Origin of the sequence: Micromonospora sp. NPDC052213 (assembly GCF_040679695.1) — a bacterium.
Taxonomy (GTDB): domain Bacteria; phylum Actinomycetota; class Actinomycetes; order Mycobacteriales; family Micromonosporaceae; genus Micromonospora.
Map to the genome: position 1 here is coordinate 23,057 of NZ_JBFAVI010000041.1, position 23,038 is coordinate 46,094.

General features: G+C 74.4%; 22 protein-coding genes and 3 tRNA genes. 16 read left to right on the forward strand and 9 right to left on the reverse strand.

What is annotated here, in order from left to right; translation table 11 throughout:
* The first annotated feature begins 44 nt into the window (after positions 1–44).
* Together ilvC and serA are read left to right on the forward strand one after the other, a co-directional pair.
* Complete coding sequence (ilvC, locus tag AB0L34_RS13280; RefSeq protein ID WP_363704619.1) at positions 45–1,058, forward strand: ketol-acid reductoisomerase; 1,014 nt, start codon at positions 45–47, stop codon at positions 1,056–1,058.
* Positions 1,059–1,430: 372 nt separating this feature from the next.
* Positions 1,431–3,029, forward strand: coding sequence for a phosphoglycerate dehydrogenase (gene serA, locus AB0L34_RS13285; protein WP_357453554.1), 1,599 nt, complete (start codon positions 1,431–1,433; stop codon positions 3,027–3,029).
* 160 nt (positions 3,030–3,189) lie between these two features.
* Here the strand turns inward: serA and AB0L34_RS13290 are convergent, their stop codons facing one another.
* Positions 3,190–3,546 carry a hypothetical protein gene (locus AB0L34_RS13290; RefSeq protein WP_357453551.1) on the reverse strand — a complete coding sequence of 119 codons (357 nt, stop codon included), beginning with the start codon at positions 3,544–3,546 and terminating at the stop codon, positions 3,190–3,192.
* 383 nt (positions 3,547–3,929) lie between these two features.
* Entirely contained in the window at positions 3,930–4,775 is an 846-nt protein-coding gene (locus AB0L34_RS13295; RefSeq protein WP_357453548.1) for an FAD:protein FMN transferase, read from the reverse strand.
* Between the two features lie 221 nt (positions 4,776–4,996).
* Between AB0L34_RS13295 and AB0L34_RS13300 the strand changes: the two genes are divergently transcribed.
* The gene (locus AB0L34_RS13300; protein WP_363704622.1) at positions 4,997–6,028 is read left to right on the forward strand and encodes a 3-isopropylmalate dehydrogenase; all 1,032 of its coding nucleotides are present in this window, start codon (positions 4,997–4,999) and stop codon (positions 6,026–6,028) included.
* Between the two features lie 193 nt (positions 6,029–6,221).
* Complete coding sequence (locus tag AB0L34_RS13305) at positions 6,222–7,319, forward strand: branched-chain amino acid aminotransferase (RefSeq protein ID WP_363704624.1); 1,098 nt, start codon at positions 6,222–6,224, stop codon at positions 7,317–7,319.
* 72 nt (positions 7,320–7,391) lie between these two features.
* Here the strand turns inward: AB0L34_RS13305 and AB0L34_RS13310 are convergent, their stop codons facing one another.
* From AB0L34_RS13310 to AB0L34_RS13325, 4 genes are all read right to left on the reverse strand, one after another.
* A complete protein-coding gene (locus tag AB0L34_RS13310) occupies positions 7,392–8,129 on the reverse strand; it encodes a tyrosine-protein phosphatase (protein ID WP_363704626.1) in 738 nt (245 codons plus the stop codon).
* A 54-nt stretch (positions 8,130–8,183) separates the two neighbouring features.
* Positions 8,184–8,642 carry a PRC-barrel domain-containing protein gene (locus AB0L34_RS13315; RefSeq protein ID WP_357695361.1) on the reverse strand — a complete coding sequence of 153 codons (459 nt, stop codon included), beginning with the start codon at positions 8,640–8,642 and terminating at the stop codon, positions 8,184–8,186.
* Between the two features lie 232 nt (positions 8,643–8,874).
* Positions 8,875–9,405 carry a carboxymuconolactone decarboxylase family protein gene (locus AB0L34_RS13320; RefSeq protein ID WP_350704754.1) on the reverse strand — a complete coding sequence of 177 codons (531 nt, stop codon included), beginning with the start codon at positions 9,403–9,405 and terminating at the stop codon, positions 8,875–8,877.
* 2 nt (positions 9,406–9,407) lie between these two features.
* Complete coding sequence (locus AB0L34_RS13325; protein WP_350704756.1) at positions 9,408–9,968, reverse strand: peroxiredoxin; 561 nt, start codon at positions 9,966–9,968, stop codon at positions 9,408–9,410.
* Positions 9,969–10,308: 340 nt separating this feature from the next.
* Here AB0L34_RS13325 and cimA point away from each other — a divergent pair, with 340 nt between their 5' ends.
* Positions 10,309–11,889 carry a citramalate synthase gene (gene cimA / locus AB0L34_RS13330; RefSeq protein WP_357453533.1) on the forward strand — a complete coding sequence of 527 codons (1,581 nt, stop codon included), beginning with the start codon at positions 10,309–10,311 and terminating at the stop codon, positions 11,887–11,889.
* 82 nt (positions 11,890–11,971) lie between these two features.
* Here cimA and AB0L34_RS13335 read toward each other — a convergent pair whose 3' ends face one another.
* Positions 11,972–12,967 carry an endonuclease/exonuclease/phosphatase family protein gene (locus tag AB0L34_RS13335; RefSeq protein WP_363704629.1) on the reverse strand — a complete coding sequence of 332 codons (996 nt, stop codon included), beginning with the start codon at positions 12,965–12,967 and terminating at the stop codon, positions 11,972–11,974.
* 413 nt (positions 12,968–13,380) lie between these two features.
* On the opposite strand from AB0L34_RS13335, the gene AB0L34_RS13340 reads away from it, so the two are divergent.
* The 7 genes from AB0L34_RS13340 to arfB all read left to right on the forward strand — a co-directional run bounded on the left by AB0L34_RS13340 (position 13,381) and on the right by arfB (position 18,900).
* Positions 13,381–13,908, forward strand: a complete 528-nt coding sequence (locus tag AB0L34_RS13340; RefSeq protein ID WP_363704631.1) for a hypothetical protein — start codon at positions 13,381–13,383, stop codon at positions 13,906–13,908.
* 218 nt (positions 13,909–14,126) lie between these two features.
* Complete coding sequence (locus tag AB0L34_RS13345) at positions 14,127–15,176, forward strand: MoxR family ATPase (RefSeq protein WP_357453526.1); 1,050 nt, start codon at positions 14,127–14,129, stop codon at positions 15,174–15,176.
* A gap of 29 nt (positions 15,177–15,205) precedes the next feature.
* Positions 15,206–16,192, forward strand: coding sequence for a DUF58 domain-containing protein (locus tag AB0L34_RS13350; protein WP_363704643.1), 987 nt, complete (start codon positions 15,206–15,208; stop codon positions 16,190–16,192).
* Positions 16,189–17,148 (forward strand): VWA domain-containing protein, encoded by a 960-nt coding sequence (locus tag AB0L34_RS13355; protein WP_363704633.1) that lies wholly within the window; start codon positions 16,189–16,191, stop codon positions 17,146–17,148. The genes AB0L34_RS13350 and AB0L34_RS13355 overlap by 4 nt, the downstream gene beginning before the upstream one ends.
* Before the next feature lie 43 nt (positions 17,149–17,191).
* Positions 17,192–18,052 carry a trypsin-like peptidase domain-containing protein gene (locus tag AB0L34_RS13360; RefSeq protein ID WP_363704635.1) on the forward strand — a complete coding sequence of 287 codons (861 nt, stop codon included), beginning with the start codon at positions 17,192–17,194 and terminating at the stop codon, positions 18,050–18,052.
* 110 nt (positions 18,053–18,162) lie between these two features.
* Positions 18,163–18,465 (forward strand): hypothetical protein, encoded by a 303-nt coding sequence (locus AB0L34_RS13365; RefSeq protein ID WP_363704637.1) that lies wholly within the window; start codon positions 18,163–18,165, stop codon positions 18,463–18,465.
* Positions 18,466–18,474: 9 nt separating this feature from the next.
* Positions 18,475–18,900, forward strand: coding sequence for an alternative ribosome rescue aminoacyl-tRNA hydrolase ArfB (arfB, locus tag AB0L34_RS13370; RefSeq protein WP_357453514.1), 426 nt, complete (start codon positions 18,475–18,477; stop codon positions 18,898–18,900).
* Between the two features lie 63 nt (positions 18,901–18,963).
* Here the strand turns inward: arfB and AB0L34_RS13375 are convergent, their stop codons facing one another.
* Both AB0L34_RS13375 and AB0L34_RS13380 read right to left on the reverse strand, forming a co-directional pair.
* On the reverse strand, positions 18,964–19,833 hold the full coding sequence (locus AB0L34_RS13375; RefSeq protein ID WP_363704639.1) for a 3-methyladenine DNA glycosylase: 870 nt from the start codon (positions 19,831–19,833) through the stop codon (positions 18,964–18,966).
* A gap of 33 nt (positions 19,834–19,866) precedes the next feature.
* Positions 19,867–21,186 (reverse strand): hypothetical protein, encoded by a 1,320-nt coding sequence (locus AB0L34_RS13380; protein WP_363704641.1) that lies wholly within the window; start codon positions 21,184–21,186, stop codon positions 19,867–19,869.
* Positions 21,187–21,472: 286 nt separating this feature from the next.
* On the opposite strand from AB0L34_RS13380, the gene AB0L34_RS13385 reads away from it, so the two are divergent.
* The 4 genes from AB0L34_RS13385 to AB0L34_RS13400 all read left to right on the forward strand — a co-directional run bounded on the left by AB0L34_RS13385 (position 21,473) and on the right by AB0L34_RS13400 (position 23,001).
* Positions 21,473–22,276 carry a fumarylacetoacetate hydrolase family protein gene (locus AB0L34_RS13385; protein ID WP_357453505.1) on the forward strand — a complete coding sequence of 268 codons (804 nt, stop codon included), beginning with the start codon at positions 21,473–21,475 and terminating at the stop codon, positions 22,274–22,276.
* Positions 22,277–22,383: 107 nt separating this feature from the next.
* Positions 22,384–22,455 (forward strand) — tRNA-Gln (locus AB0L34_RS13390).
* Positions 22,456–22,591: 136 nt separating this feature from the next.
* Positions 22,592–22,664: transfer RNA gene (locus AB0L34_RS13395), tRNA-Glu, on the forward strand.
* A 264-nt stretch (positions 22,665–22,928) separates the two neighbouring features.
* Positions 22,929–23,001 (forward strand) — tRNA-Glu (locus AB0L34_RS13400).
* Positions 23,002–23,038: the final 37 nt, after the last annotated feature.

A 23,038-nucleotide genomic window follows, 5' to 3' on the forward strand; every position in this document is an offset into this window, starting at 1 on the left:
GATCCACGACGGGCCGCCCGGGCCGCCGTACGAAAGGGAAAATCATGAGCGTTGAGGTGTACTACGACGACGACGCCGACCTGGGCCTGATCCAGGGCCGGAAGGTCGCCGTGATCGGCTACGGCAGCCAGGGCCACGCGCACGCGCTGTCGCTGCGCGACTCCGGCGTCGACGTGGTGATCGGTCTGCCGGAGGGCTCCAAGAGCCGGGCCAAGGCGGAGGAGCAGGGCCTGCGGGTGGTCACGCCGGCCGAGGCGGCGGCCGAGGCCGACGTGATCATGATCCTGGCGCCGGACACGGCCCAGCGCCGCCTCTACGCCGACTCGATCGCGCCGAACCTGAAGCCGGGCAAGGCCCTCTTCTTCGGCCACGGCTTCAACATCCGCTACGGCCTGATCAAGCCGCCGGCCGACGTCGACGTGGCGATGGTCGCCCCGAAGGGCCCCGGACACCTCGTGCGCCGCCAGTACGCCGACGGCAAGGGCGTGCCCTGCCTGGTCGCCGTCGAGCAGGACCCCAGCGGCAACGCGCTCGCCCTGGCCCTGTCGTACGCCAAGGGCATCGGTGGTACCCGGGCCGGCGCGATCAGGACCACCTTCACCGAGGAGACCGAGACCGACCTCTTCGGCGAGCAGGCGGTGCTCTGCGGCGGTGCGGCGGCGCTCGTGCAGACCGGCTTCGAGGTGCTCACCGAGGCGGGCTACGCCCCCGAGGTGGCGTACTTCGAGTGCCTGCACGAGCTGAAGCTCATCGTCGACCTCATGTACGAGGGCGGCATCGCCAAGATGCGCTACAGCATCTCGGACACCGCCGAGTACGGCGACCTCTCCCGCGGCCCGCGCGTCATCGACGCCCGGGTCAAGGAGGAGATGCGCAAGATCCTCAGCGAGGTCCAGTCCGGCGAGTTCGCCCGGGAGTGGGTCGCCGAGGACGAGGCCGGCCGGCCGAACTTCAGCAAGTGGCAGGCCGAGGGCGCGGCGCACCCGATCGAGGAGACCGGCCGCAAGCTGCGCGGCATGATGAGCTGGGTCGACCGCCCGATCACCGAGACCGCCTGACGAACACCCCCGGCGGCCCGGCCCGGGCGCTCTCCCTGGCGTCCGGCCGGGCCGCCGCCTTTCCGCCACCCACCGACACCGCTCGCCGCGCCGACGCCACCCGGCCGATCCGAGCCGGAGCCACCCGCCCGAACGGACCCCGCCCGCCTCGCCGAGGCGGCGCGGGCGCCCCGTCGTGCGCCGTTCACCGGCAGGTCGTCACCTGTTGTGAGGGCACTCACCCCACGGTCCGGGACATGCCGGCCGGCCGGCCCCCTACGATCGCGGGTAGGTGCGTAGCCGGCACCTGACGGCCATGGCACGGATCAGTGCAGGGCGCAGCGCGGCGTCCCGCAGCCCGGCCTACCGCTCTGACGACAACTACGAGGACCAATGACTCCTGTCGTACTGATCGCCGAAGAACTCGCTCCCGCCGCCATCGAGGTGCTCGCCCACGACTTCGACGTCCGCCACGTCGACGGCACCGACCGTCCGGCCCTGCTCTCGGCGCTCTCCGAGGCCGACGCCGTCATCGTGCGCAGCGCCACCCAGATCGACGCCGAGGCGATCGCCGCCGCGCCGCGGCTGAAGGTCGTCGCCCGGGCGGGTGTGGGCCTGGACAACGTCGAGGTGCCGGCCGCCACCGCGCGGGGGGTCATGGTCGTCAACGCCCCCACCTCCAACATCGTCTCCGCCGCCGAGCAGGCCGTCGCGCTCCTGCTGGCCGTGGCCCGCAACACCGCCAGCGCCAGCGCCGCGCTGAAGGCGGGGGAGTGGAAGCGGTCGAAGTACACCGGCGTGGAGATCCAGGGCAAGACCGTCGGCGTGGTCGGGCTCGGCCGCATCGGCGTGCTCTTCGCGCAGCGGATCGCCGCCTTCGGCACCCGGCTGATCGCGTACGACCCGTACATCCAGCCGGCCCGCGCCGCCCAGCTCGGCGTCCGCCTGGTGGGCCTGGAGGAGCTGCTGCGGGAGAGCGACTTCATCTCCATCCACCTGCCGAAGACCCCGGAGACCGTCGGCCTGATCGGTGAGAAGGAGCTGGCCGTCGTCAAGCCCGGCGTCCGGATCGTCAACGCCGCCCGCGGCGGGCTGGTCGACGAGCAGGCCCTGGCCGACGCCATCGCCGAGGGCCGGGTCGCCGGCGCGGGCGTGGACGTCTACGCCAAGGAGCCCTGCACCTCCTCGCCGCTGTTCGCCTTCGACAACGTGGTGGCCACCCCGCACCTGGGTGCCTCCACCGCCGAGGCGCAGGACAAGGCCGGTCTGGCCGTGGCCAAGAGCGTCAAGCTGGCGCTCCAGGGCGAGTTCGTGCCGGACGCGGTGAACGTACAGGCCGGCGGCGTCGTCGCCGAGGACGTCCGGCCGCTGCTGCCGCTGGCCGAGAAGCTCGGCCGGGCCTTCACCGCCGTCGCGGGCGGGGTCGCCGCCAGCGTCACCGTCGAGGTGCGCGGCGAGATCGCCAACCACGACGTGTCGGTGCTCAAGCTCGCCGCCACCAAGGGGCTGTTCAGCTCGGTGGTCGAGGAGCAGGTGACCTACGTCAACGCCCCGCACCTGGCGGCCGAGCGCGGCGTCGAGGTCACCCTGGTCGCTCAGGCCGAGGCGGTCGACCACCCCGACCTGGTCACCGTCCGGGGCGCGCTGCCCGACGGGCGTACGGTCAGCGTCTCCGGCACGGTCACCCAGGCGGGTACGCGGGACGTCCTCAAGCTGACCGAGGTGGACGGTTTCGACGTGGAGATCGGCGCGGAGGGCATCCTCGTCTTCCTCCGCTACGTCGACCGGCCGGGCGTCGTGGGCACCGTCGGCACCCTGCTCGGCGAGGCCGGCATCAACATCGCGGCGATGCAGGTGGCCCGCCGGGAGGCCGGTGGCGAGACGCTGATGACCCTCACGGTGGACCAGGCGCTCGGCGCCGACCTGCTCACCTCCGCGGCGGACTCGATCGGGGCGGTCGCGGCCAGCGCCGCCGACCTGCGCGACGAGTGAGCTGAACGCACGACAACGGGGGCCCGGCGATTCCGCCGGGCCCTTTGTCGTCCGCCGGGGCGGCGGGCCCGTCGTCGCGCGCGGGCCGCTCCGTGGCGGCGGGCCGTTCGTCGTCCGTCGGGCGGTCAGCCGGCGGCGGGGACGTCGTGGTGCCGGGCGGTCAGCCGGGCAGGCGCGCCGGCGGCGGGTAGACCGAGCCGTCCTGGGCGTCGAAGAGCATCAGGTCGTGCTCGCCGGCCAGCCGCTCGATGTCGAGCAGCACCTGGTCCGGACAGGTCGGGTGCAGGTTCAGCTCGACGTGGTCGTTCGCCGCGTGCAGCGGGGCCACCGCCCACGGGGTGTCCCGCCCGGTGGGCCGGTCCGGATAGCTGGTGGTGATCGCCCGGTAGAACGCCACCACCCGCGGATCCGGGTGGCGCTCGACGTGCTGCCCCTGCCGGCAGCGCCGCACCGCGGCCCGCACGTCCTCGGGTGTCGCCCCGTCCGCCAGGGCCCACACGCTCAGATCGAAACTCACGGCGGACAGCGTGCCATCCGCCGTTCACCCCGTCGAAATCGCCCCGCCGACGGGCCTTTCCGTGCCGCGACGGTCCGGTGTGGAGACCCTTGCGTCGAGTTACGTCGATTCGCTAGCGTACCGGTGCGGTCACTGGCCGAGCTCGCGGCGTAGGCCCGTCTTCGGGTGGCGAGGTCGACGTCCGGCCGACCGGCCCGCACCCCTCGATTGCGCGAGCCACGCGCATTCGTCGCTGACCGGCCCTCACGGTCGTTGCCGAGACCGTGGGGGCCGATCGCGCTCACCGGGCCTCCGCATCGCCCGCCGCCGGGCGGCTCGGCGCGCCGCGCGGCACCCGGCCGACCGGGCGGCACCCGGCCGACCGCACGGCACCGGGCGGCGGCTCAGCGGCGGTGGGCGAAGAGCGCGCGGTAGTCCGACCCGTTGCGGAACCAGACGAGACCGGCCGGCCCGGCGGCGTAGAGCGCGGTGGCGTAGGCGTCGGCGACGGCGAGGTCGGGGCCGACCACCGTCGCGGCGACCAACTGCTCGGCCGGCTCGCCCGTGTGCGGGTCCACCACGTGCCCCTGCCGGCCGCTCACCCCGGACGTGCCGACCGCGCCCGCCGTCATCTCCAGCACCAGCGGCGCGCGGCGCCGGTCCGTCGGGTGGTGCACCGCCACCCGCCACGGGCCGCCGTGCGCCGCGTGCCCTCGTACGACCAGGTCGGCGCCGGTGAGCACGGCGTAGTCGTGGATGCCGGCGGCGCGCAGCCGGGCGGCGGCGCGCTCGACCGCCCACCCGCCGAGCAGGCCGCCCGGGTCGAAGCCGCCGGGCACCGCCCAGGCGTCGAACCAGCCGTCGGTGGCCGCCCGCATCGCCGCGCAGCGGTCGACCAGGTCGGCCAGCGGCGGGTACGACTCGGGGCTGATCTCGCCGCGGCGCAGCCGGGAGACCAGGCTCTCGGGCCGGCTCGGGCCGTAGGTGAGGTCGATGGCCCGTAGTTCCGCCACCGCGTCGCGCAGCGCGTCCCCGACGCCCCGGCGGCCCAGCCACTCGGGCGCGTTGAGCAGCAGCGAGTATTCCGCCGTCGAGGTCCGCACGGTGTGCTGGACGGCGATCCGGTCGCCGGTGGCCGCGCCGGGGCGGTCGACGCGGTGGCTGCGGGCGCCGAGCCGCAGGTCCGGCCGGCGGGGCTGGAAGGCCGGCTGGTCCACCCAGCGGGTCCGTGGCTGCTGGTCGATCCGCATGACAGTGCTCCCTCGCTGCCGGCGGGCCGCGTCGTCGCGGTGCCGTCGCGGGCCCCCGTGACCCGCTCGTCACCACGCTAGGCAGCGGAGATGACCCCACCATGAATGTCACCTGAGAGCCTCCTGTGCATTCCGGTTTCCCGAATGGTGGAACCTTCGTACCGGGAGGCGGGACAGCGGCGTACGGTCGGACCCAACGGCGAGGCGAAGGAGCGCAGGACGTGGCACGGATCGCGGTGGTGGCCGGGGACGGGATCGGACCCGAGGTGGTCGCGCAGGCCCGCAAGGTCATCGACGCCGTGCTCCCGGGGGTGGAGATTACCGAGTACGACCTCGGCGCCGCCCGCTGGCACCGCACCGGCGAGGTGCTGCCCGACTCGGTGCTGGCCGAGCTGGCCGGGCACGACGCCATCCTGCTCGGTGCGGTCGGCGATCCCACCGTGCCGCCGGGCGTGCTGGAGCGGGGCCTGCTGCTCAAGCTGCGGTTCGCCTTCGACCAGTACGTCAACCTGCGTCCGGCGCGGCTCTGGCCCGGCGTGGCCGGGCCGCTGGCCAGCGTCAAGCCCGGCGAGGTCGACATGGTGGTGGTGCGCGAGGGCACCGAGGGCCTGTACGCGGGCGCCGGTGGCGCGCTGCACCGCGGCACCCCCGCCGAGGTCGCCACCGAGGAGAGCCTGAACACGCGGCACGGGGTGGAGCGGGTGATCCGCGACGCCTTCGCCCGCGCCGCGCGCCGCGAGCGGCGCAAGGTCACCCTGGTGCACAAGACCAACGTGCTCACCCACGCCGGCTCGCTGTGGGCGCGCGCGTTCGAGGCCGTCGCCGCCGAGCACCCCGACGTGTCCACGGAGTACCAGCACGTCGACGCCGCCGCGATGTTCCTGGTCACCCAGCCCCAGCGCTACGACGTGGTGGTCACCGACAACCTGTTCGGCGACATCCTCACCGACATCGCCGCGGCGGTCACCGGCGGGATCGGGCTGGCGGCCAGCGGCAGCATCAACCCCGAGGGGGCCTACCCCTCGATGTTCGAGCCGGTGCACGGCTCCGCGCCGGACATCGCCGGGCGCGGCGTGGCCGACCCGGTGGCGGCCGTGCTCTCGGCCGCGCTGCTGCTCGACCAGCTCGGGCACGCCGACGCCGCGGCCCGGGTCACCGCCGCGGTCGGCACGGAGCTGGCCGGCCGGGCCCCGGGCGTACCGCTGCGCACCGAGGAGGTCGGCGACCGGCTGGCCGGGTACGCCGCCTCCTGACGCCGGCGGGCCCGCCCACCGGGGCGCCCCTCCCTCCCGCCGACGCCACCGGCGCCGCAGCGGGTCACCCGTCCGGCGCCGTCGATGCGCCGGGCGTAGCTACCCCCTGAACGACCGTTCGGGGTAAGTTTCTCGCACCATCTTTCTCGGCATGCGGACCCGTGTGCCGTCCGTCCCCAGGGAGGTCAGCGCGATGAGCGGTGGTGACAAGCTCGACTTCGAGATCCGTCCGAATCCCGCGCCGGTATCCGTCGCCGACCGGGCCGCCCTGCTGGCCAACCCCGGGTTCGGGCGGGTCTTCACCGACCACATGGTCACCATCCGTTACGCCGACGGCAAGGGCTGGTACGACGCCCGGGTCGAGGCGCGCGCGCCGATCCCGATGGACCCGGCCGCCGCGGTCCTGCACTACGCGCAGGAGATCTTCGAGGGCCTGAAGGCGTACCGGACGCCCGACGGCGGGGTCACCATGTTCCGGCCGGAGGCCAACGCCGCCCGGTTCGCCGCGTCCGCCCGGCGGATGGCGATGCCGCCGCTGCCCGAGGAGTCGTTCGTCGACTCGCTGCGCCGGCTCGTCGAGGTCGACCGGGACTGGATTCCCGAGGGCGAGGACGGCAGCCTCTACCTGCGTCCGTTCATGTTCGCCAGCGAGGTGTTCCTCGGCGTCCGCCCGGCCAACGAATACCTCTACGTGGTGATCGCCTCGCCGGTCGGCGCGTACTTCTCCGGCGGGGTCAAGCCGGTGACGGTCTGGGTCTCCCCGGACTACACCCGGGCCGCCCCCGGGGGCACCGGCGCGGCGAAGTGCGGCGGCAACTACGCCGCCTCGCTGGTGGCCCAGGCCGAGGCGATCGAGCACGGCTGCGACCAGGTGGTCTTCCTCGACGCGGTGGAGCGCCGCTACGTCGACGAGCTGGGCGGCATGAACGTCTTCTTCGTCTACGACGACGGCACCGTGGTCACCCCGCCGCTGACCGGCACGATCCTGCCCGGCATCACCCGGGAGTCGGTGCTCGAGCTGGCCGCCGGCGCGGGGCACCGGGTCGAGGAGCGGCCGGTGAGCTTCGCCGACTGGCAGGCCGACGCGGCCAGCGGCCGGCTCCGCGAGGTGTTCGCCTGCGGCACCGCCGCCGTGATCACCCCGATCGGGCAGGTGCGCTTCCCCGACGGCGAGTTCCTGGTCGGCGACGGCGGGCCCGGCCAGGTCACCATGGCCCTGCGCCAGCAGCTCGTCGACCTCCAGCGGGGCGTGGCCGACGACCCGCACGGCTGGGTCCGGCGCATTCTCTGACCCGTACGCCCGAGCGTGCCGCCCCCGTGCCGTTCCGGCGCGGGGGCGGCGTCGCCGTCGGCCGCGCCCGCGTCAGTCGAGCAGGTGGTCGCGGAGGGCGGTGAGCTGGGCGTCGGTGACGCCGGCGTGGCGCAGGTAGCCCTCGACCGAGCCGTGGGCCGCCCGCAGCTCGGCGAGGAAGAGCGTCATGGCCTCGGCGGGACAGGTCAGCACCGGCAGGGTGTGCCCCGCCTGCTGCCCGGTGGCCTCGAACCAGGCGCGGTACCGCTCGCCGGCCTCGGTGCTCAGCGCGTAGTCGGCGGCGATCTCGTCGTCGTCGACGCCGAGCACCGCGAGGGTGAGCCCGCAGACGATGCCGGTGCGGTCCTTGCCGGCGACGCAGTGCACCACCACGGGCGCGTTGGCGCTGTCGGCGATCAGCCCGACGGCCTCGGCGAGCCCGGCCGTGCCGGTCTCCGCGAGGTCGGCGTACCGGTCGGCCAGGTAGCGGGCCAGGTCGCTGCCCGGCTGGTAGGGCCGCTCGCCCCACTCGGCGTGCTCGGGGTGGATGTTGCGCCAGGTCAGGCCGTCGAAGTGGGGAATCCGGCCGTCGCGTTCCACCTCGTAGGGGCGGCGCAGGTCGATGACCGTGCGCACGCCGAGGGCGGCGAACGCCTCCCGGTCGGCGTCGTCGATGCGGTGCGGCGAGTCGGAGCGGTAGAGCCGGCCCCGGCGGACGGTGCGCCCGTCGTGGCCGGAGTGGCCACCGACGTCGCGGAAGTTGAACATCGTGGCGAACGGGATCCTGCGGTTGACCTCGGGGGCGTCCACGTTGACACGGTAACGGTCTCCCGCGGGTGGCGGGAGACTGTCGCGCGCCGGTGACTACCGGGCGGTGCCGGGCGGGATCGCCGAGTACGTCTCGCCGTAGTAGCCGCCGAGCCGGTCCCGGTAGGTGGGGTCGGTGTCGGCGGTCTCGTCGTACTCCGGGGCGGCCTTGATCTGGTCCTTGCTCCGGTCGACGTGGACCTTGCGCTCGTCGTGGTCGACGTGGTTCACCGTGCCGGCCGGGATCATGACCTTCCGGCCGAAGATCCACGGTCCGGTGTCCACCACCAGGTAGCTGTCGTTGACCTCGTGGCTGGCGTTGTCGATCTTGCCGATGCCGCCGTCGGTGGCCTCGACCTTGTAGCCGACCAGGTCGGCGTCGGCCACCCGCGCCGTGTCCCGGTAGCGCCACGGGTCGAACGTGCCGGCGGGCGCGCCGCCGGCGAACTCGCCCTGGCCGCCGTGGCGCACCGGGTCCGGGCTGCCGTGCGTGCTGTGCGGGTCGAGCCTGTCCATGTGACAACTCCTGCCCCGACTGTCGCCAGTCGTCTCGCCGGATCGAGTCCTCGTCCGGGGAGGAGCTACCCGGGCGGTCGCCGCCGGAAACGGCGGGGGACCGGCGGTGGGCCGGTGCCGGAGACGGCGGTGGGGGGGGGGCGGCGGCGGGGGGCGCGGCCCCCGCGGGGGGGGGGGCGGGGGGCGGGGGGGGGGCGCGGTGGGGGGCGGCCGCCCCACCGGGGCGTACGCGTCAGGCGAGCGCGGCCTGGGCGTCCAGGGTGACCGCGGCGGCGTGCACGACGGCGGCGATGCGCAGCCCCTCGTGCACCTGCTCGCGGCTGAAGCCCGCGCCCCGCAGGGTCTTCTCGTGCGACTCCAGGCACACGCCGCAGCCGGTGATGGCCGAGACGGCCAGGCACCAGAGCTCGAAGTCGGCCTTCTCCACGCCCGGCTTGGCGATGATCTGCATCCGCAGCCGCGCCGGGATCGACTGGTACTGCTCGTCGCCGATCAGGTGCTTGGCCCGGTAGTAGACGTTGTTCATCGCCATGATCGCGGCGGCGCCCTTGGCCGCCTCGATCGCCTCCGGCCCGAGGTGGGTGGCCGCCTCGTCGGCGATCTCCCGCAGCACCACCGGGTTGCGCGCGGCGACGGCGCAGGCCAGGGCGGTGCCCCACGCCTGCTCCGGCTTCAGCGTGCTGGTGCCGATGGTGGAGCCGAGGTTGAGCTTGATGTCCTTGGCGTACTCCGGCAGAGCCGCCTTGACCGCGTCCAGACCCACGGTCAGGCCCCGGCGCCGGCGAGCAGCTTGGTGGCGTCCAGGGTCTCGCCGCCCTTGTTCCAGTTGCATGGGCAGAGCTCGTCGGTCTGCAGGGCGTCGAGCACCCGCAGCACCTCGGAGACGTTCCGGCCGACCGAACCGGCGGTCACCATGACGAACTGGATCTCGTTGTTCGGGTCGACGATGAAGGTCGCCCGCTGGGCCACGCCGTCCTCGCCGAGCACGCCGCAGGCGGCGGTCAGCTCGCGCTTGATGTCGCTGAGCATCGGGAACGGCAGCTCGCGCAGGTCCGGGTGGTCCTTGCGCCACGCGTAGTGGACGAACTCGTTGTCGACCGACACGCCGAGGACCTGGGCGTCCCGGTCGGCGAACTCGTCGTTCAGCCGCCCGAACTCGGCGATCTCCGTCGGGCAGACGAAGGTGAAGTCCTTCGGCCAGAAGAAGACGACCCGCCACTTGCCCTCGTGGGACTTGTGGTTGATCGTCTCGAACGCCTTCTCGGCGTCCAGCGACACGCAGGCGGTGAGTTCGTACTCGGGGAAGCGGTCACCGACAGTGAGCACAGGTCCTCCTTGACAGTGGCACGAGGCCGGTAAAACTGGATCGGTTCCAGATACTTCCTCAGCGCTGTTTCCGCCTGGCGGCGGCCGGGTTACTTGTGAAGTGGATCACCGGCTTCCGGTTCCGCCCGCGTGCGGGCGCCGGCCGGGGTATCGCGACCCTCCGTCACCGTCCCGTCATGTGGACTATGCCTCCCAAAACCAGTGCCCGGGTGGCAGAGTGGCGATCGTGACCAGCACCTACCTGATTATTCGCACCTAGCGCGCCGGCCTCCCCTCCGCCGAGCGCGCAGACCTCCCGCATCCGCGGGGGGTCTTTTTGTTGCTCTCGAAAGGATCCCTGATGACCTTCCAGGTGTACGACACGACGCTGCGCGACGGTGCCCAGCGCGAGGGGCTCAGCTATTCGGTGGTCGACAAGCTCGCGGTGGCGCGGCTGCTCGACGAGCTCGGGGTCGGCTTCATCGAGGGCGGCTGGCCGGGCGCGGTGCCGAAGGACACGGAGTTCTTCCGCCGGGCGCGCAGCGAGCTGGACCTGAGACACGCGCTGCTGGTGGCGTTCGGGGCCACCCGCCGGGCCGGGGTGCAGGTCGCCGACGACCCGCAGGTGCGCGGTCTGCTCGACGCGCAGACCCCGGCGGTCGCCCTGGTCGCCAAGGCCGACCTGCGGCACGTCGAGCGGGCGCTGCGCACCACCGCCGGGGAGAACCTGGCGATGGTCCACGACACCGTGGCGCACCTGGTGGCGGAGGGCCGCCGGGTCTTCGTCGACGGCGAGCACTTCTTCGACGGCTACCGGTCCGACCCGGCGTACACGGCCTCCGTGGTGGAGACCGCGCTCGCCGCCGGCGCCGAGCGGTTCGTGCTCTGCGACACCAACGGCGGCATGCTGCCCTCCCAGGTGAGCGCCGCCATCGCCGACCTGACCGCCCGGCTGGGCGTGGGCCCGGAGCTGCTCGGCATCCACTGCCAGAACGACACGGCCTGTGCCGTGGCGAACACGATCGCCGCCGTCGAGGCGGGGGTGCGGCACTTCCAGGGCACCGCGAACGGTTACGGCGAACGCCCCGGCAACGCCGACATCTTCGCCGTGGTCGCCAACCTCCAGCTCAAGCTCGGGCTGCCCGTCCTACCGGAGGGCTGCCTGGGGCAGATGGTGCGGGTCTCCCACGCCATCGCCGAGATCGCCAACATCGCCCCCGACACCCACCAGGCCTACGTCGGGGCCGCGGCCTTCGCCCACAAGGCGGGGCTGCACGCGAGCGCGATCAAGGTGGATCCGCTGCTCTACAACCACGTGGACCCACAGGTGGTGGGCAATGACATGCGGATCCTCGTCACCGAGATGGCCGGCCGGGCCAGCGTCGAGCTCAAGAGCCGCGAGCTCGGCCTGGACCTGGCCGGCCATCCGGAGGCGCTGTCCCGGGTGACCGGGCGGGTCAAGGAGCTGGAGGCCGACGGCTGGTCGTTCGAGGCCGCCGACGCCTCGTTCGAGCTGCTGGTCCGCGCCGAGCTGGACACCGCGCCGCCGAGGCCGTTCACGCTGGAGTCGTACCGGGTGCTGGTCGAGCACCGGGAGGACGGCGCGGTGGTCTCCGAGGCAACCGTCAAGATCCGCGTACGCGGGGAGCGGGTGATCGCCACCGCGGAGGGGAACGGCCCGGTCAACGCCCTGGACGAGGCGCTGCGGGCCGGGCTGGCCCGGCACTACCCGCAGCTGCGCGACTTCGAGCTGGCCGACTTCAAGGTGCGGATCCTGGAGGGCAGCAGCGGCACCGGAGCGGTGACGCGGGTGCTGCTGGAGACCGCCGACCGCAACGGCCGCGACTGGACCACGGTCGGCGTGCACCCCAACGTCGTCGAGGCGAGCTGGCACGCCCTCGTCGACGCCCTCACCTACGGCCTCGACCGCGCCCGGGTCTGAGGCGGCCCGCTCCCGGCGCCGCCGGCCACGCCGGACGCCGGTGGACACCGCGCGGGCACCGGCCAGCGTGGCGGCCGGCGGGTCAGCCGGCCGGCAGGCGCAGCTCGGCCAGGACGGCGCGGTGGTCGCTGCCCGGCACCCGGTGCACGGCCACCGCCCGTACGGCGATCCGGCGGTCGACCAGCACGTGGTCGATGGTCACCGGCGGGATCGGGTCGCCGTCGTAGGGGCCCCAGGTACCGGTGAGGCCGGCGCCGACCTCGTCGGCGGCGTCGACGTAGCCGGTGGCCAGCAGGGCGCGCAGCGGGGCGTGGTCGAGGGTGGCGTTGAAGTCGCCGGCCAGGATCCGCAGCGGCCCGTCCGGCGTCGCGGGCGGCTGCGCGGCCAGGTCGGTGCGCCAGTGGCCGACCTGGTCCACCGCGTACGGCGCCGCCGGGTGCGCCGACTCGACCCGCACCGGCGGCGCCCCGGGCACCGTCACCGTGCCGTACGCCTGGTCGAAGCCCCAACCGCCGCGATTGCGCCGGACGCCGCCCTCGTCGACCGGGAACCGGGCGTAGAGCCCGGAGCCGACCGTGCCCGGCTGCGGGTCGAGGTGCCGGTGGGGGAGCAGCCGGTCCAGGCCGAGCCGGTCCAGCTCCGCCGCGGCCCCGGGGGTGAACTCCTGCACGGTCAGCACGTCGACGCGGTGCCGCTCGACCAGGTCGACCAGCGCCCGCGCGTCGGCGGCCCCGGCGAGCAGGTTGGCGGTCAGCACCCGCACCGTCGGCCCCGCGGCCGAGGGCTGCCCGGCGGGCAGGGCCCGGGGCGTGACCACGGCCACCAGCGCCGTCGTGACCATCGCCGCGACCACCGCGGGCCACCGGCGCCGCAGGGCGAGCGCGAGCACCAGCGGCAGCAGGCTCCCGGCGGCCACGTACGGGGTGAAGGCCAGCAGTTGGACCAGCGGCCCATGGTCGAGGCCGGCCAGCCGCAGGGCTGCCCAGGCGGCCCCGGGCGCGACGGCCGCCCAGCAGAGCGCGGTGCCCGATCGTCCCGCCCGGCTGCCCGTCACCCGTTCCGCCGCCCCGGTGGTCATGCCCGCGCCCGGGTGGTCATGGGCGGGCCTGGCGTGATCATGGCTGGAGAATAGCCCGGCCCCCCGCGCGCCGCGGCCCCGTCGCCTCCGTCACGCCCATTCGTGAATGCGGGGCCATTCGCTTTTCACAAATTGTCGACGGCTGCCGACTGATTTGGTGGGGCGTGATCAACTATTGACGTCCGGCTTTTTGCGATGCTACGTTCCAGTGGGTTGAGACGTCGAAACTCTGAGTAGTAACACCTGCTCAAGGCCGGTGGAAATCGTCGAGACGGCAACATCTATGGTGCGGCCTGAAGTGCGGGCTTCCGGCGGTTGTCGCTCATTTTCCCGGCCCCAGAATGGAAATCTGCCGCCCCATGGCAACGCGGGAGCGGCCGAATCCGAACGGTCAACAAAAGGGAGACCCTGTCATGACCACACTCTTCCGACGCAAGGCGGTGGCGGTGGCCTTCGCCGCCCTGGCGCTCACCCTGGCCGGGGGCGGCATCGCCGTCGCCCAGCCGGCGGCGAAGGCGCCCGCCGAGGTCACCGCGCCGTCCGCCCGCCAGCCAGGCGACGGCGCCCAGCCGGCGGTGACCCCCGCCGAGGCCCGCAAGGCCAAGGCCGCGCTGGCGCAGGGACCGTCCACGCAGGCGACCGCGCCGGGCACCATCTCCTTCGCCGTCGTCAGCAGCGGCGGCACGCTGCTCCGCGGCTCGCCCGAGGTGGTCTCCGCCACCAGGTACGGCCCCGGGCAGTACCAGGTCCTGTTCACCTACAACGTCACGCTGAAGGGCTACCAGGCCACCATCGGCACCACCGACCCGTACAACGTGCCGCCGGGCGGGGAGATCTCGGTGGCGCCACGGCTCCAGACGCCGAACGCGGTCTTCGTCCAGACCCGCAACTCGTCCGGCAGCCCGTCCGACCGGCCCTTCCACCTGGCCATCACCAACTGACGCACCGCTGACGCGCCGGCCCCCACCGCCCGTGGGGGCCGGCGCCACGCGGCGGACCACCGGCGGTCGAGTCGGGTACGCGGGTGCCCCCGCCAGTGTGTGGCCGGCCGCGTCGTCGCTGCCGGCCCGGGAGGCTCGTCCCGGTTCGGGCCGGTAAGGACCGCCCAGGCGCTGATAATCCGACGTTTGTCCGAGGGCCGCCACGGGAAGCAAGCACCGTGACGGACATCTCGGACACCCTGGCCAGCGTGCCCAGCCCGGCCGATCCCGACGCGAGTTCCGCCGAGCTGGAACAGACCCTCTTCGAGGTCAAACGCGTGATCGTCGGGCAGGATCGGCTCGTCGAGCGCCTGCTCACCGCCCTCGTCGCCGACGGGCACTGCCTTCTGGAGGGCGTGCCCGGGGTGGCCAAGACCCTCGCCGCGCAGACCCTCGCCACCGTGGTCGGCGGCACCTTCTCCCGGATCCAGTTCACCCCCGACCTCGTCCCGTCGGACATCGTCGGCACCCGGATCTACCGGGCGTCGAAGGAGACCTTCGACATCGAGCTGGGCCCGGTCATGGCCAACCTGGTGCTCGCCGACGAGATCAACCGCGCCCCCGCAAAGGTGCAGTCCGCGCTGCTGGAGGCGATGGCGGAGCGCCAGGTCTCCATCGGCGGGCGCAGCTACGCCGTGCCCGACCCGTTCCTGGTGCTGGCCACCCAGAACCCGATCGAGTCCGAGGGGGTCTACCAGCTGCCGGAGGCGCAGCGCGACCGGTTCCTGATGAAGATCGTGGTCGACTACCCGAGCGACGCCGACGAGCTGGCCATCCTCTACCGGATGAGCGCCGACCGGCCCACCGCCCGGCGGGTGCTCGACCCGCAGCGGCTGCGCGACCTCCAGGCCCGCGCCACCCACGTCTTCGTGCACCACGCCCTCGCCGAGTACGTCGTCCGGCTCATCCTCGCCACCCGCGACCCCGGCCGGTTCGGCCTGCCGGAGATCGCCCCGCTGCTCGCGTACGGGGCGAGCCCCCGGGCCACGCTCGGGCTGGTCGCCGCCGCCCGGGCCCAGGCGCTGCTGCGCGGCCGGGAGTACGTGCTGCCCGAGGACATCCGCGAGCTGGCCGTCGACGTGCTGGCCCACCGGCTGGTGCTCTCCTTCGACGCGGTCGCCGACGGGGTGTCCGCCGAGTCGCTGGTGCACCGGCTGGTCGAGGCGGTGCCGCCGCCCCGCGTCGCCACCGGCCACCCCGAGTTCGCGACCGACCTGGCGGCGGCATGAGGTGGCGCGGGGCCACCGCGCCGGCGTCCGTGCCGGCCGACCCGGGGCTGGCCGACCTCGCCCCGGACCGGCGGCTGCGCCGGCTGGAACTGACCGTCACCCGGCGGCTCGACGGCCTGCTGCACGGCCGGTACCGCGGCCTGCTCCCCGGGCCGGGCAGCGAGCCGGCCGGCAGCCGGGAGTACCGCCCCGGTGAGGACGAGGTGCGCCGGATGGACTGGGCGGTGACCGCCCGGACCACGGTCCCGCACGTCCGCGAGGTCGACGCCGACCGGGAGCTGACCACCTGGCTGCTGGTGGACGCGAGCCCCAGCATGGAGTACGGCACCGCCGAGCTGGACAAACGCGAACTGGCCGTGGCGGCCGTGGCGGCGGTCGGCTTCCTCACCGCCGGGGTCGGCAACCGGCTCGGCGCGCAGGTGCTCGGCCCGGCCGGGCTGCGTCGCTTCCCGCCCCGCAGCGGGCGTACCCACCTGCTCGGGCTGCTCCGGGCCCTGCTGACCGCGCCGCGCGCCAGCGCGTACGACGAGCGCCGCCCGCCGCCCGGCGGCCCCGACCTGGCCGACGGGCTGGCCGCCGTGCACCGGGTGGCGCTGCGGCGCGGCCTCGTCGTGGTGGTCTCGGACTTCCTCGACGGCCTGCCCGACGACCCCCGGCACGCGCCGTCCTGGGAGGCGCCCCTGCGCCGGCTCGCCGTGCGGCACCAGGTGCTCGCCGTGCAGGTCACCGACCCGCGCGAACTGGAACTGCCGGACGTCGGCCTGATCACCCTGGTCGACCCGGAGACCGGCCGGACGCGGGAGGTGTGGACCGGCGACCCCCGGCTGCGCGAGCGGTACGCGGCCGCCGCCGCCGCCCAGCGCGACCAGGTGGGCCAGGCGCTGCGTCGCAGCGGGGCGACCCACCTGCCGCTGCGTACCGACCGCGACTGGAGCGCGGACATCGTGCGCCACGTGCACGCCCAGCGGCGGCTGGTGGCGGCCCCGGCGGGCGCGGCCCGGGGAGGTGCGGCGTGATCTGGCAGTCACCCGCCCGGCTCTGGCTGCTGCTCGGAGTGCTCGCCCTGGCCGTCGGCTACCTGCTGGCGCAGCGCCGGCGCAGCCGGTACGCCGTCCGCTTCACCAACCTGCGGCTGCTCGACCGGGTCGCGCCGCAGCGGCCGACCTGGCGGCGGCACCTGCCGGCCGGGCTCTTCCTCGCCATGCTGGCGCTGCTGGTGGTCGGCTTCGCCCGGCCGACGGCGGAGGTGCGGGTCCCCCGCGAGCGGGCGACGGTGATGGTGGCCGTGGACGTCTCGACCTCGATGCTCGCCGGCGACGTGGAACCCGACCGGCTCAGCGCCGCCAAGGAGTCCGCCCGGCGCTTCGTCGACAGCCTGCCCGACGAGTTCAACGTCGGGTTGGTCGCCTTCGCGGGCAGCGCGGCGGTGCTGGTGCCGCCGAGCACCGACCGGGAGGCGCTGCACGAGGGGGTCGAGCGGCTGGTCGAGGGGGCCACCGGGGTGCAGGGCACCGCCATCGGCGAGGCCATCAGCACCTCGCTCGGCGCGGTGAAGGGCTTCGACAGCCAGGCGGCCAAGGACCCGCCGCCGGCCCGGATCATCCTGCTCTCCGACGGCGCGAACACCTCCGGCATGGACCCGATGGAGGCGGCGGCCGACGCGGTGACCATGAAGGTGCCGGTGCACACCATCTCGTTCGGCACCCCCGGCGGCACGGTGGACCGGGGCGGCCGGCCGATCCAGGTGCCGGTGGACGGGCAGACCCTGCGCGCGGTCGCCGAGGAGACCGGGGGCGGGTTCCACGAGGCCCACACCAGCGACGAACTGCGTGCCGTCTACGACGACATCGGCACCTCGGTGGGCTACCGCACCGAACGGCAGGACGTCTCGGCCCGCTTCATCGGCCTGGGACTGGTGTTCGCCATGGGCGCCGCGGCCGGCTCGATGCGCTGGTTCTCCCGACTGCCCTGACCCGTACGGCCACCGCCGAGAAGAACACGTGAGGAGCGTACGCATGGCAGTGCAGACCGGGTTGGGCGAGCCGCGCGGCCCCTGGTTCATCTCTCCGGAGCTGGACCCGGACGGGCGCTCCCGGTGGGACGGGCCCGGGTCGGACCGTGGCCCGGCCGGGTGGCGCCGGCACGGGCGGCTGCTGGCCGGGCTGGTGGTGGTGGCCCTGTCCACCGCCTCCGGCGCGGTGGCCGGCGGCGTGGTGGCCAGCCGGGACGCCGCGCCCGGCCCGGCGGCGGCCTCGGCGGCCCCGGTCCCGGCGGAGCTGGTGACCGCGGCCGAGAAGACCGTGCCGGGGGTCGTCTCGGTGCTCGTGGGGGGCGGCGGGGCCTCGGCGACCGGCTCCGGCTTCGCCGTCGACGACCAGCAGCACATCATCACCAACGACCACATCCTGACGAAGGGCGGTGGCGGCTCGGTGACGGTGGAGCTGCCGGACGGGCGGCGGTTCGCCGCCGAGGTGGTCGGCCGGGAGCCGCGCAGCGACCTCGCGGTGCTCCGGGTGCCCCCGTCGGCCGGCCTGGCGGCGCTGCCGCTGGCCAAGCCGGGGTCGACCCGGGTCGGCGAGCCGGTGCTGGCGGTCGGCTCGCCGCTGGGGCTGGCCGGCACCGTCACCGCCGGCATCGTGAGCGCCCTGGACCGGGAGGTGCGCCTCGGCGACAACCGGCACACCGCGGTGCAGACCGACGCCTCCATCAACCCGGGCAACTCGGGCGGCCCGCTGGTCAACGCGCGCGGCGAGGTGGTGGGGGTGAACACCGCGATCGCCACCATCGACGGCAACGGCTCCATCGGGATCGGCTTCGCCATCCCCATCGAACAGGTGCAGAAGACCGCCGACACGATCATCGGAAAGGGCGGCTGAGCTGCCCTCATGCCCGCCCGGGCCGCGGTGGGAACGTGAGAACTGTCGGATACCCGGCGCGGAATGATCGGACAATGGAAATATCACGCTGAGTGTGGATACTGGCGTGGGTGGAGCGTCCTGTCATCGTGGCCCTCCTGCTGGCGGGCCTGATCATCGGAACCGGTGTCGGGTCGGCGTACGCCCGGGCGCGACGCGGGTGGGCCGACTACCAGACCGTCAAGAAGACCGTGCCCGGTGCCCGGCGCACCGCGTGGCTGCTGATCAAGGTGGCCACCACGAAGATCGGGGTGATCGCCCTGCTGCTCGTCGGGGCGGTCGCGTACGCCGCCGTCGACTCCGACGCCGAGCCCGCGCCACCCGGCCCGACCCCGAGCCCGTCCGCCACCCCGAGCACCTCGCCGGGGCGTTAGCCTCGGGGTGTGGACGACGGACTGCGGGTGACCGACCGGTGGGTCGTCCCCGCCGCTGAGCTGCGGGAACGCTTTTCCCGCTCGTCCGGCCCCGGCGGCCAGGGCGTCAACACCACCGACTCCCGGGTCGAGCTGAGCTACGACCTGGGCGCCTCGCCCGGGGTGCCCGAATCGCTGCGGGCGCGGGCGCTGGACCGGCTCGCCGGGCGGCTCGTCGACGGCGTGCTGACCGTCACCGCCAGTGAGCACCGGGCGCAGTTGGCCAACCGGGAGGCGGCCCGGGAACGGCTGGTCGCGCTGCTGCGCGAGGCGGCGGCCCCGCCGCCCCCGCCCCGCCGGCCGACCCGGCCCTCGCGCGGGGCCAAGGAACGCCGGCTGGCCGAGAAGAAGCGCCAGTCGCAGCGCAAGCGCGACCGCCGCGTCGACGGCGACTGACGGACGACCGCGGCGACCGGCGGGCAGGGCGGCCGAGGGGCCGGAGGGCCGCGACCGGCGGATCTACGCCGGCAGGGCGTCCAGCAACCGGGCTCGCAGCACGGCGGCCCGGTCGGCGAACCCCCGCTGCGCGGCGGCGTACTCGGCCCGCCCCTCCGGGGTCTCGACCCGCACCGGCGGGTAGCCCAGGTCGGACAGGTCGTACGGGGAGGCCCGCATGTCCAGGGTGCGGATCTCCCTGGCCAGCTCGAAGCAGTCCGCGACGAGTTCGGCGGGCACGAGTGGCGACAGCTTGTACGCCCACTTGTAGAGGTCCATGTTGGCGTGCAGGCAGCCCGGCTGCTCGTGGGCGTGCTGCGTCTCCCGCGTCGGGGTGAGCAGGTTCAACGACCGGGCCGGCGCGGTGAAGAACCGGTACGCGTCGAAGTGGCTGCACCGCACCCCGCGCTCCTCCACCACGGCCGCGGTCCGCTCCGGGCTCAGCCGCAGCGGCCAGGCGTTGTGGCGTACCTCCGCCTGGGTCTGCCGGTAGACCATGGCCCACTCGTGCATCCCGAAACAGCCGAGGTGCGCCGGCCGGCCGGCGGTCGCCACCAGCAGCGTCCGGATCCACTCGACCGACTCGGCGCGCCGCGCGCGTACCCCCTCGGTGTCGAGGGTGACCCCGGTGGCGGTGGCGCGGTAGTCCCGGCCGAACTCGGCCGGGTCCGCGTCGCGCAGCGCCACCCCGGCCCCCGGGTGCCACCGGCGCAGCTGGGCCGGCCGGTGCGAGTAGTAGGTGAAGAGGAAGTCCTCCACCGGGTGCTTCCCGCCCCGGCGGCGGCGCGCCAGGTGCGGGGTGAGCCAGGCGTCGACCCGCTCCTCGTGCGCCCGGCGCCGGGCCCGCCAGCACGCCGCGTCGAGCACGGCGGTCGGGGCGAGGGCGGCGGTCACGGACCCAGGGTACGACCGCCGCCCCGCCGCCGGTCAGGGCACGTCCACCCGGACCCCGGCGGAGAACACCCCGCTGCGCAGCTCCAACTGCTCCGGCGGCGCCTGCCCGTCGACCGTGAAGACCAGCGGCAGCACCATCCGGCTGCCGCCCGCCATCGGCTGGGCGAAGACGTCGCGGCCCTGGTTGGCGGCCCGGGTGGCCTGCTCGTCGGTGCTGACGAAGTTGCCGTCCGGCAGGTACGCCCGTTGCAGGCGGCCGTGCCAGCTCTGTTTCTCCGGGGTGAGGTTGCGCACCCCGATCGTGGCCTGGCACTGCCGCGCGCCGCGGCCCGGCTCGCACGCGACCCGGAAGACGGTGAACTCGAACGCCGACTCGCGCAGCGGCTCGCCGATGGCGCCGTTGGTGCCCCGGCCGATCCACGCGCCGCTGGTCGGCTGGCTGTCGGTGTCGATGGCCGCGACCTCCCGGGTGGCCGTCCAGGCGGCGGTGCCCACCGTGCCGGCCAGCACCGCGGCGGCCACCGGCACGATCAGCCAGACGGACGGCGTGCGGCGGGTCTGCGCCGGCCGGGGCGTGGCGGGCCGCGGGTAGACGGTCCCCCGCCCGCCGGGCGCGAGGGCCGCGGCGACGGGCCGGCGGCGTCGCCGCCGCCACGTCCAGACGCCGCCGAGCGCGAGCACCGCCACCGCCACCGCGGCCAGCCCGGCCAGCAGCACGGGCGTCCGACGCCACGCCGGCGTCTCCGGGGTCTCCTTTGCCGCCGCCGGCGCGGCCGCGTTCCAGGTCGCCGTCGCGCAGTCGTACGGCCGGCTGCCGTCGCGGGCGAAGGCGCAGGCCGGCGCGGTCAGCGGCCGGTCCGGGGCGGCCGTGGTCAGCGTCGTGCCCAGGGTGGTGGTGCTGCGGGCGGGCAGCTTGAGCTGCCAGGTCACCGCGGTGGCGGACTGGCCGGTGGCGCGGGTGGCCCGGCCGCCGGTGGTGATGGCGGTCGCCGAGGCGCCGGGCGGCAGCTCCTGCCGCACGGTGGTGTCCACCGGCGTGTTGCCGGCGTTGCGGACCTGGATCCGGTAGCGCGGTGCCGGCGTGCTCTCCGGCGCCACCGCCACCGTGACCGGCGGCTTCGCCACCGGCGGGGCGGCCCGGGTCGGGGTGGGCACCGCGGGCGGCACCGACGGCATCGCCGGCGCCGGGGTCGGCGCGGCCGCCGCCGGTGGTGGCTGCGCGGCCGCCGCCGGTGGTGGCTGCGCGGCCGCCGCGGGTGGTGCCGCCGTGGGCAGTGCCGGCGCGGCGGCGAGGATGCCGAGGCAGTGGACGAACACTGCGAGGGCCCTGTGGTGTCGTGTCGATGCAGGCATACGAACGAACCTCCGGAGCCGACGCTAGGGGCGGGGCGACGCCGGGCGGGTACGAAGTCGCGAAGTCCGCCCCGGGACGCGCAACGTGGCGTAGGGTGCGCGGTCCCGGCGGCACGCCCGGGGCTGCGCGGGCCGGTCGGTGCCAGGGCGCGCGGGCCGGACGGCGCGCCTACGGCGCCTCGGGCCGGGCGGCGCGCCGCCGCGCTGCTGCCCGCCGGCCGGGATCCGCCTGGGGCGGGTCGTGGCCTGGGCCGGCGTGCGGGTCGTCCGGGACTAGATTGGCCTGGTGCGTATCGCTCGTTTTGCTCATGCCAAGGGAATGTCGTTCGGGGTCGTCGAGGGCGAGCCGGAGGCGGGCCCGCAGGGCCTGACCGTCGCCGAGATCGAGGGCCACCCGTTCGGCCAGATCCAGTTCTCCGGCGCCCGCTGGGCGCTCTCCGACGTCCGGCTGCTCTCGCCGATCCTGCCCAGCAAGGTCGTCTGCGTCGGGCGCAACTACGCCGAGCACGCCGCCGAACACGGCACCGAGGTGCCGAAGGAGCCGCTGCTGTTCCTCAAGCCGTCCACGTCGGTGATCGGGCCCCGCGACGCGATCCGGCTGCCGATCTTCTCCAAGCACGTCGAGCACGAGGCGGAGCTGGCGGTGGTGATCGGCGCGCCGGGCGCCCGGCGCGCCGACCGGGCCGCCGCGGAGCGGGCCATCTTCGGCTACACCTGCGCCAACGACGTCACGGCCCGGGATCTCCAGCGCTCCGACGGCCAGTGGACCCGCGCCAAGGGCTTCGACTCGTTCTGCCCGATCGGGCCGTGGATCACGACCGGGCTCGACGTGCGGGACCTGGAGGTCCGGTGTGAGGTGGGTCGCAATCCCGAGGAGATGGAGGTCCGCCAGCTCGGCCGTACGCGGGACATGGTCTTCGACGTGCCGGCCCTGGTGTCGTACGTCTCGCACGTGATGACGCTGCTCCCCGGCGACGTGGTGCTCACGGGCACGCCGGCGGGGGTTAGCCCGCTCACGGACGGGGATACGGTCACCGTGCGGATCGAGGGGATCGGGGAGCTGACCAATCCGGTGGTGCCCGTCGCCTGATCCGGGTCGAGGTCCGGTTTTCGCAGCTCAGAGGCGGTTCCGGGGGGTCGATTTGGCCTGTCGGCACCGGGAGGGTAAAGTTTGTTCCCGGCGCCGCAAGGGGCCAATGGGGTATGGGGTAATTGGCAGCCCGACTGATTCTGGTTCAGTTAGTCTAGGTTCGAGTCCTGGTACCCCAGCGCAGCCGAGGTTCGAGAGAGCCTCGGGCGCTGGATCTCGATGGAGAGCAGCTCCGATTCCCGTCAGGGAGTCGGAGGTTCTCTCTGATAGAGTCCAGCAGCGCCGCTCGGGAGAGCGGTGTGGCAAGGAAGTTCTGGCCCCGTCGTCTAGCGGCCCAGGACGCCGCCCTCTCAAGGCGGTAGCGCCGGTTCGAATCCGGTCGGGGCTACAGCATGATCGGCCCGTCTCATCCTGGTGAGGCGGGCCGTTTCGCGTTCCCGGCCGGGTCCGGTGCCACCCGCCCGGTCTTCGCCGATCCTGCCCGCCCGGCCGTCTCTGCCCGGTTTCCTCCGGCGACCGCGTGCCGGCCGCCCGGCACCCCGGCGTCGCGGAGGCCCGCGCGCCCCGCCCGACCCGGTGCCGGCCCCCTCAGGGGACGCCGCTAGACTACAGCGGCACCGCTCGCAGGGGCGGTGGAAGCAGGGAAAGTCTTGGCCCCGTCGTCTAGCGGCCCAGGACGCCGCCCTCTCAAGGCGGTAGCGCCGGTTCGAATCCGGTCGGGGCTACAACACGAATGGTCCGCCTCGCTCCGGCGAGGCGGTC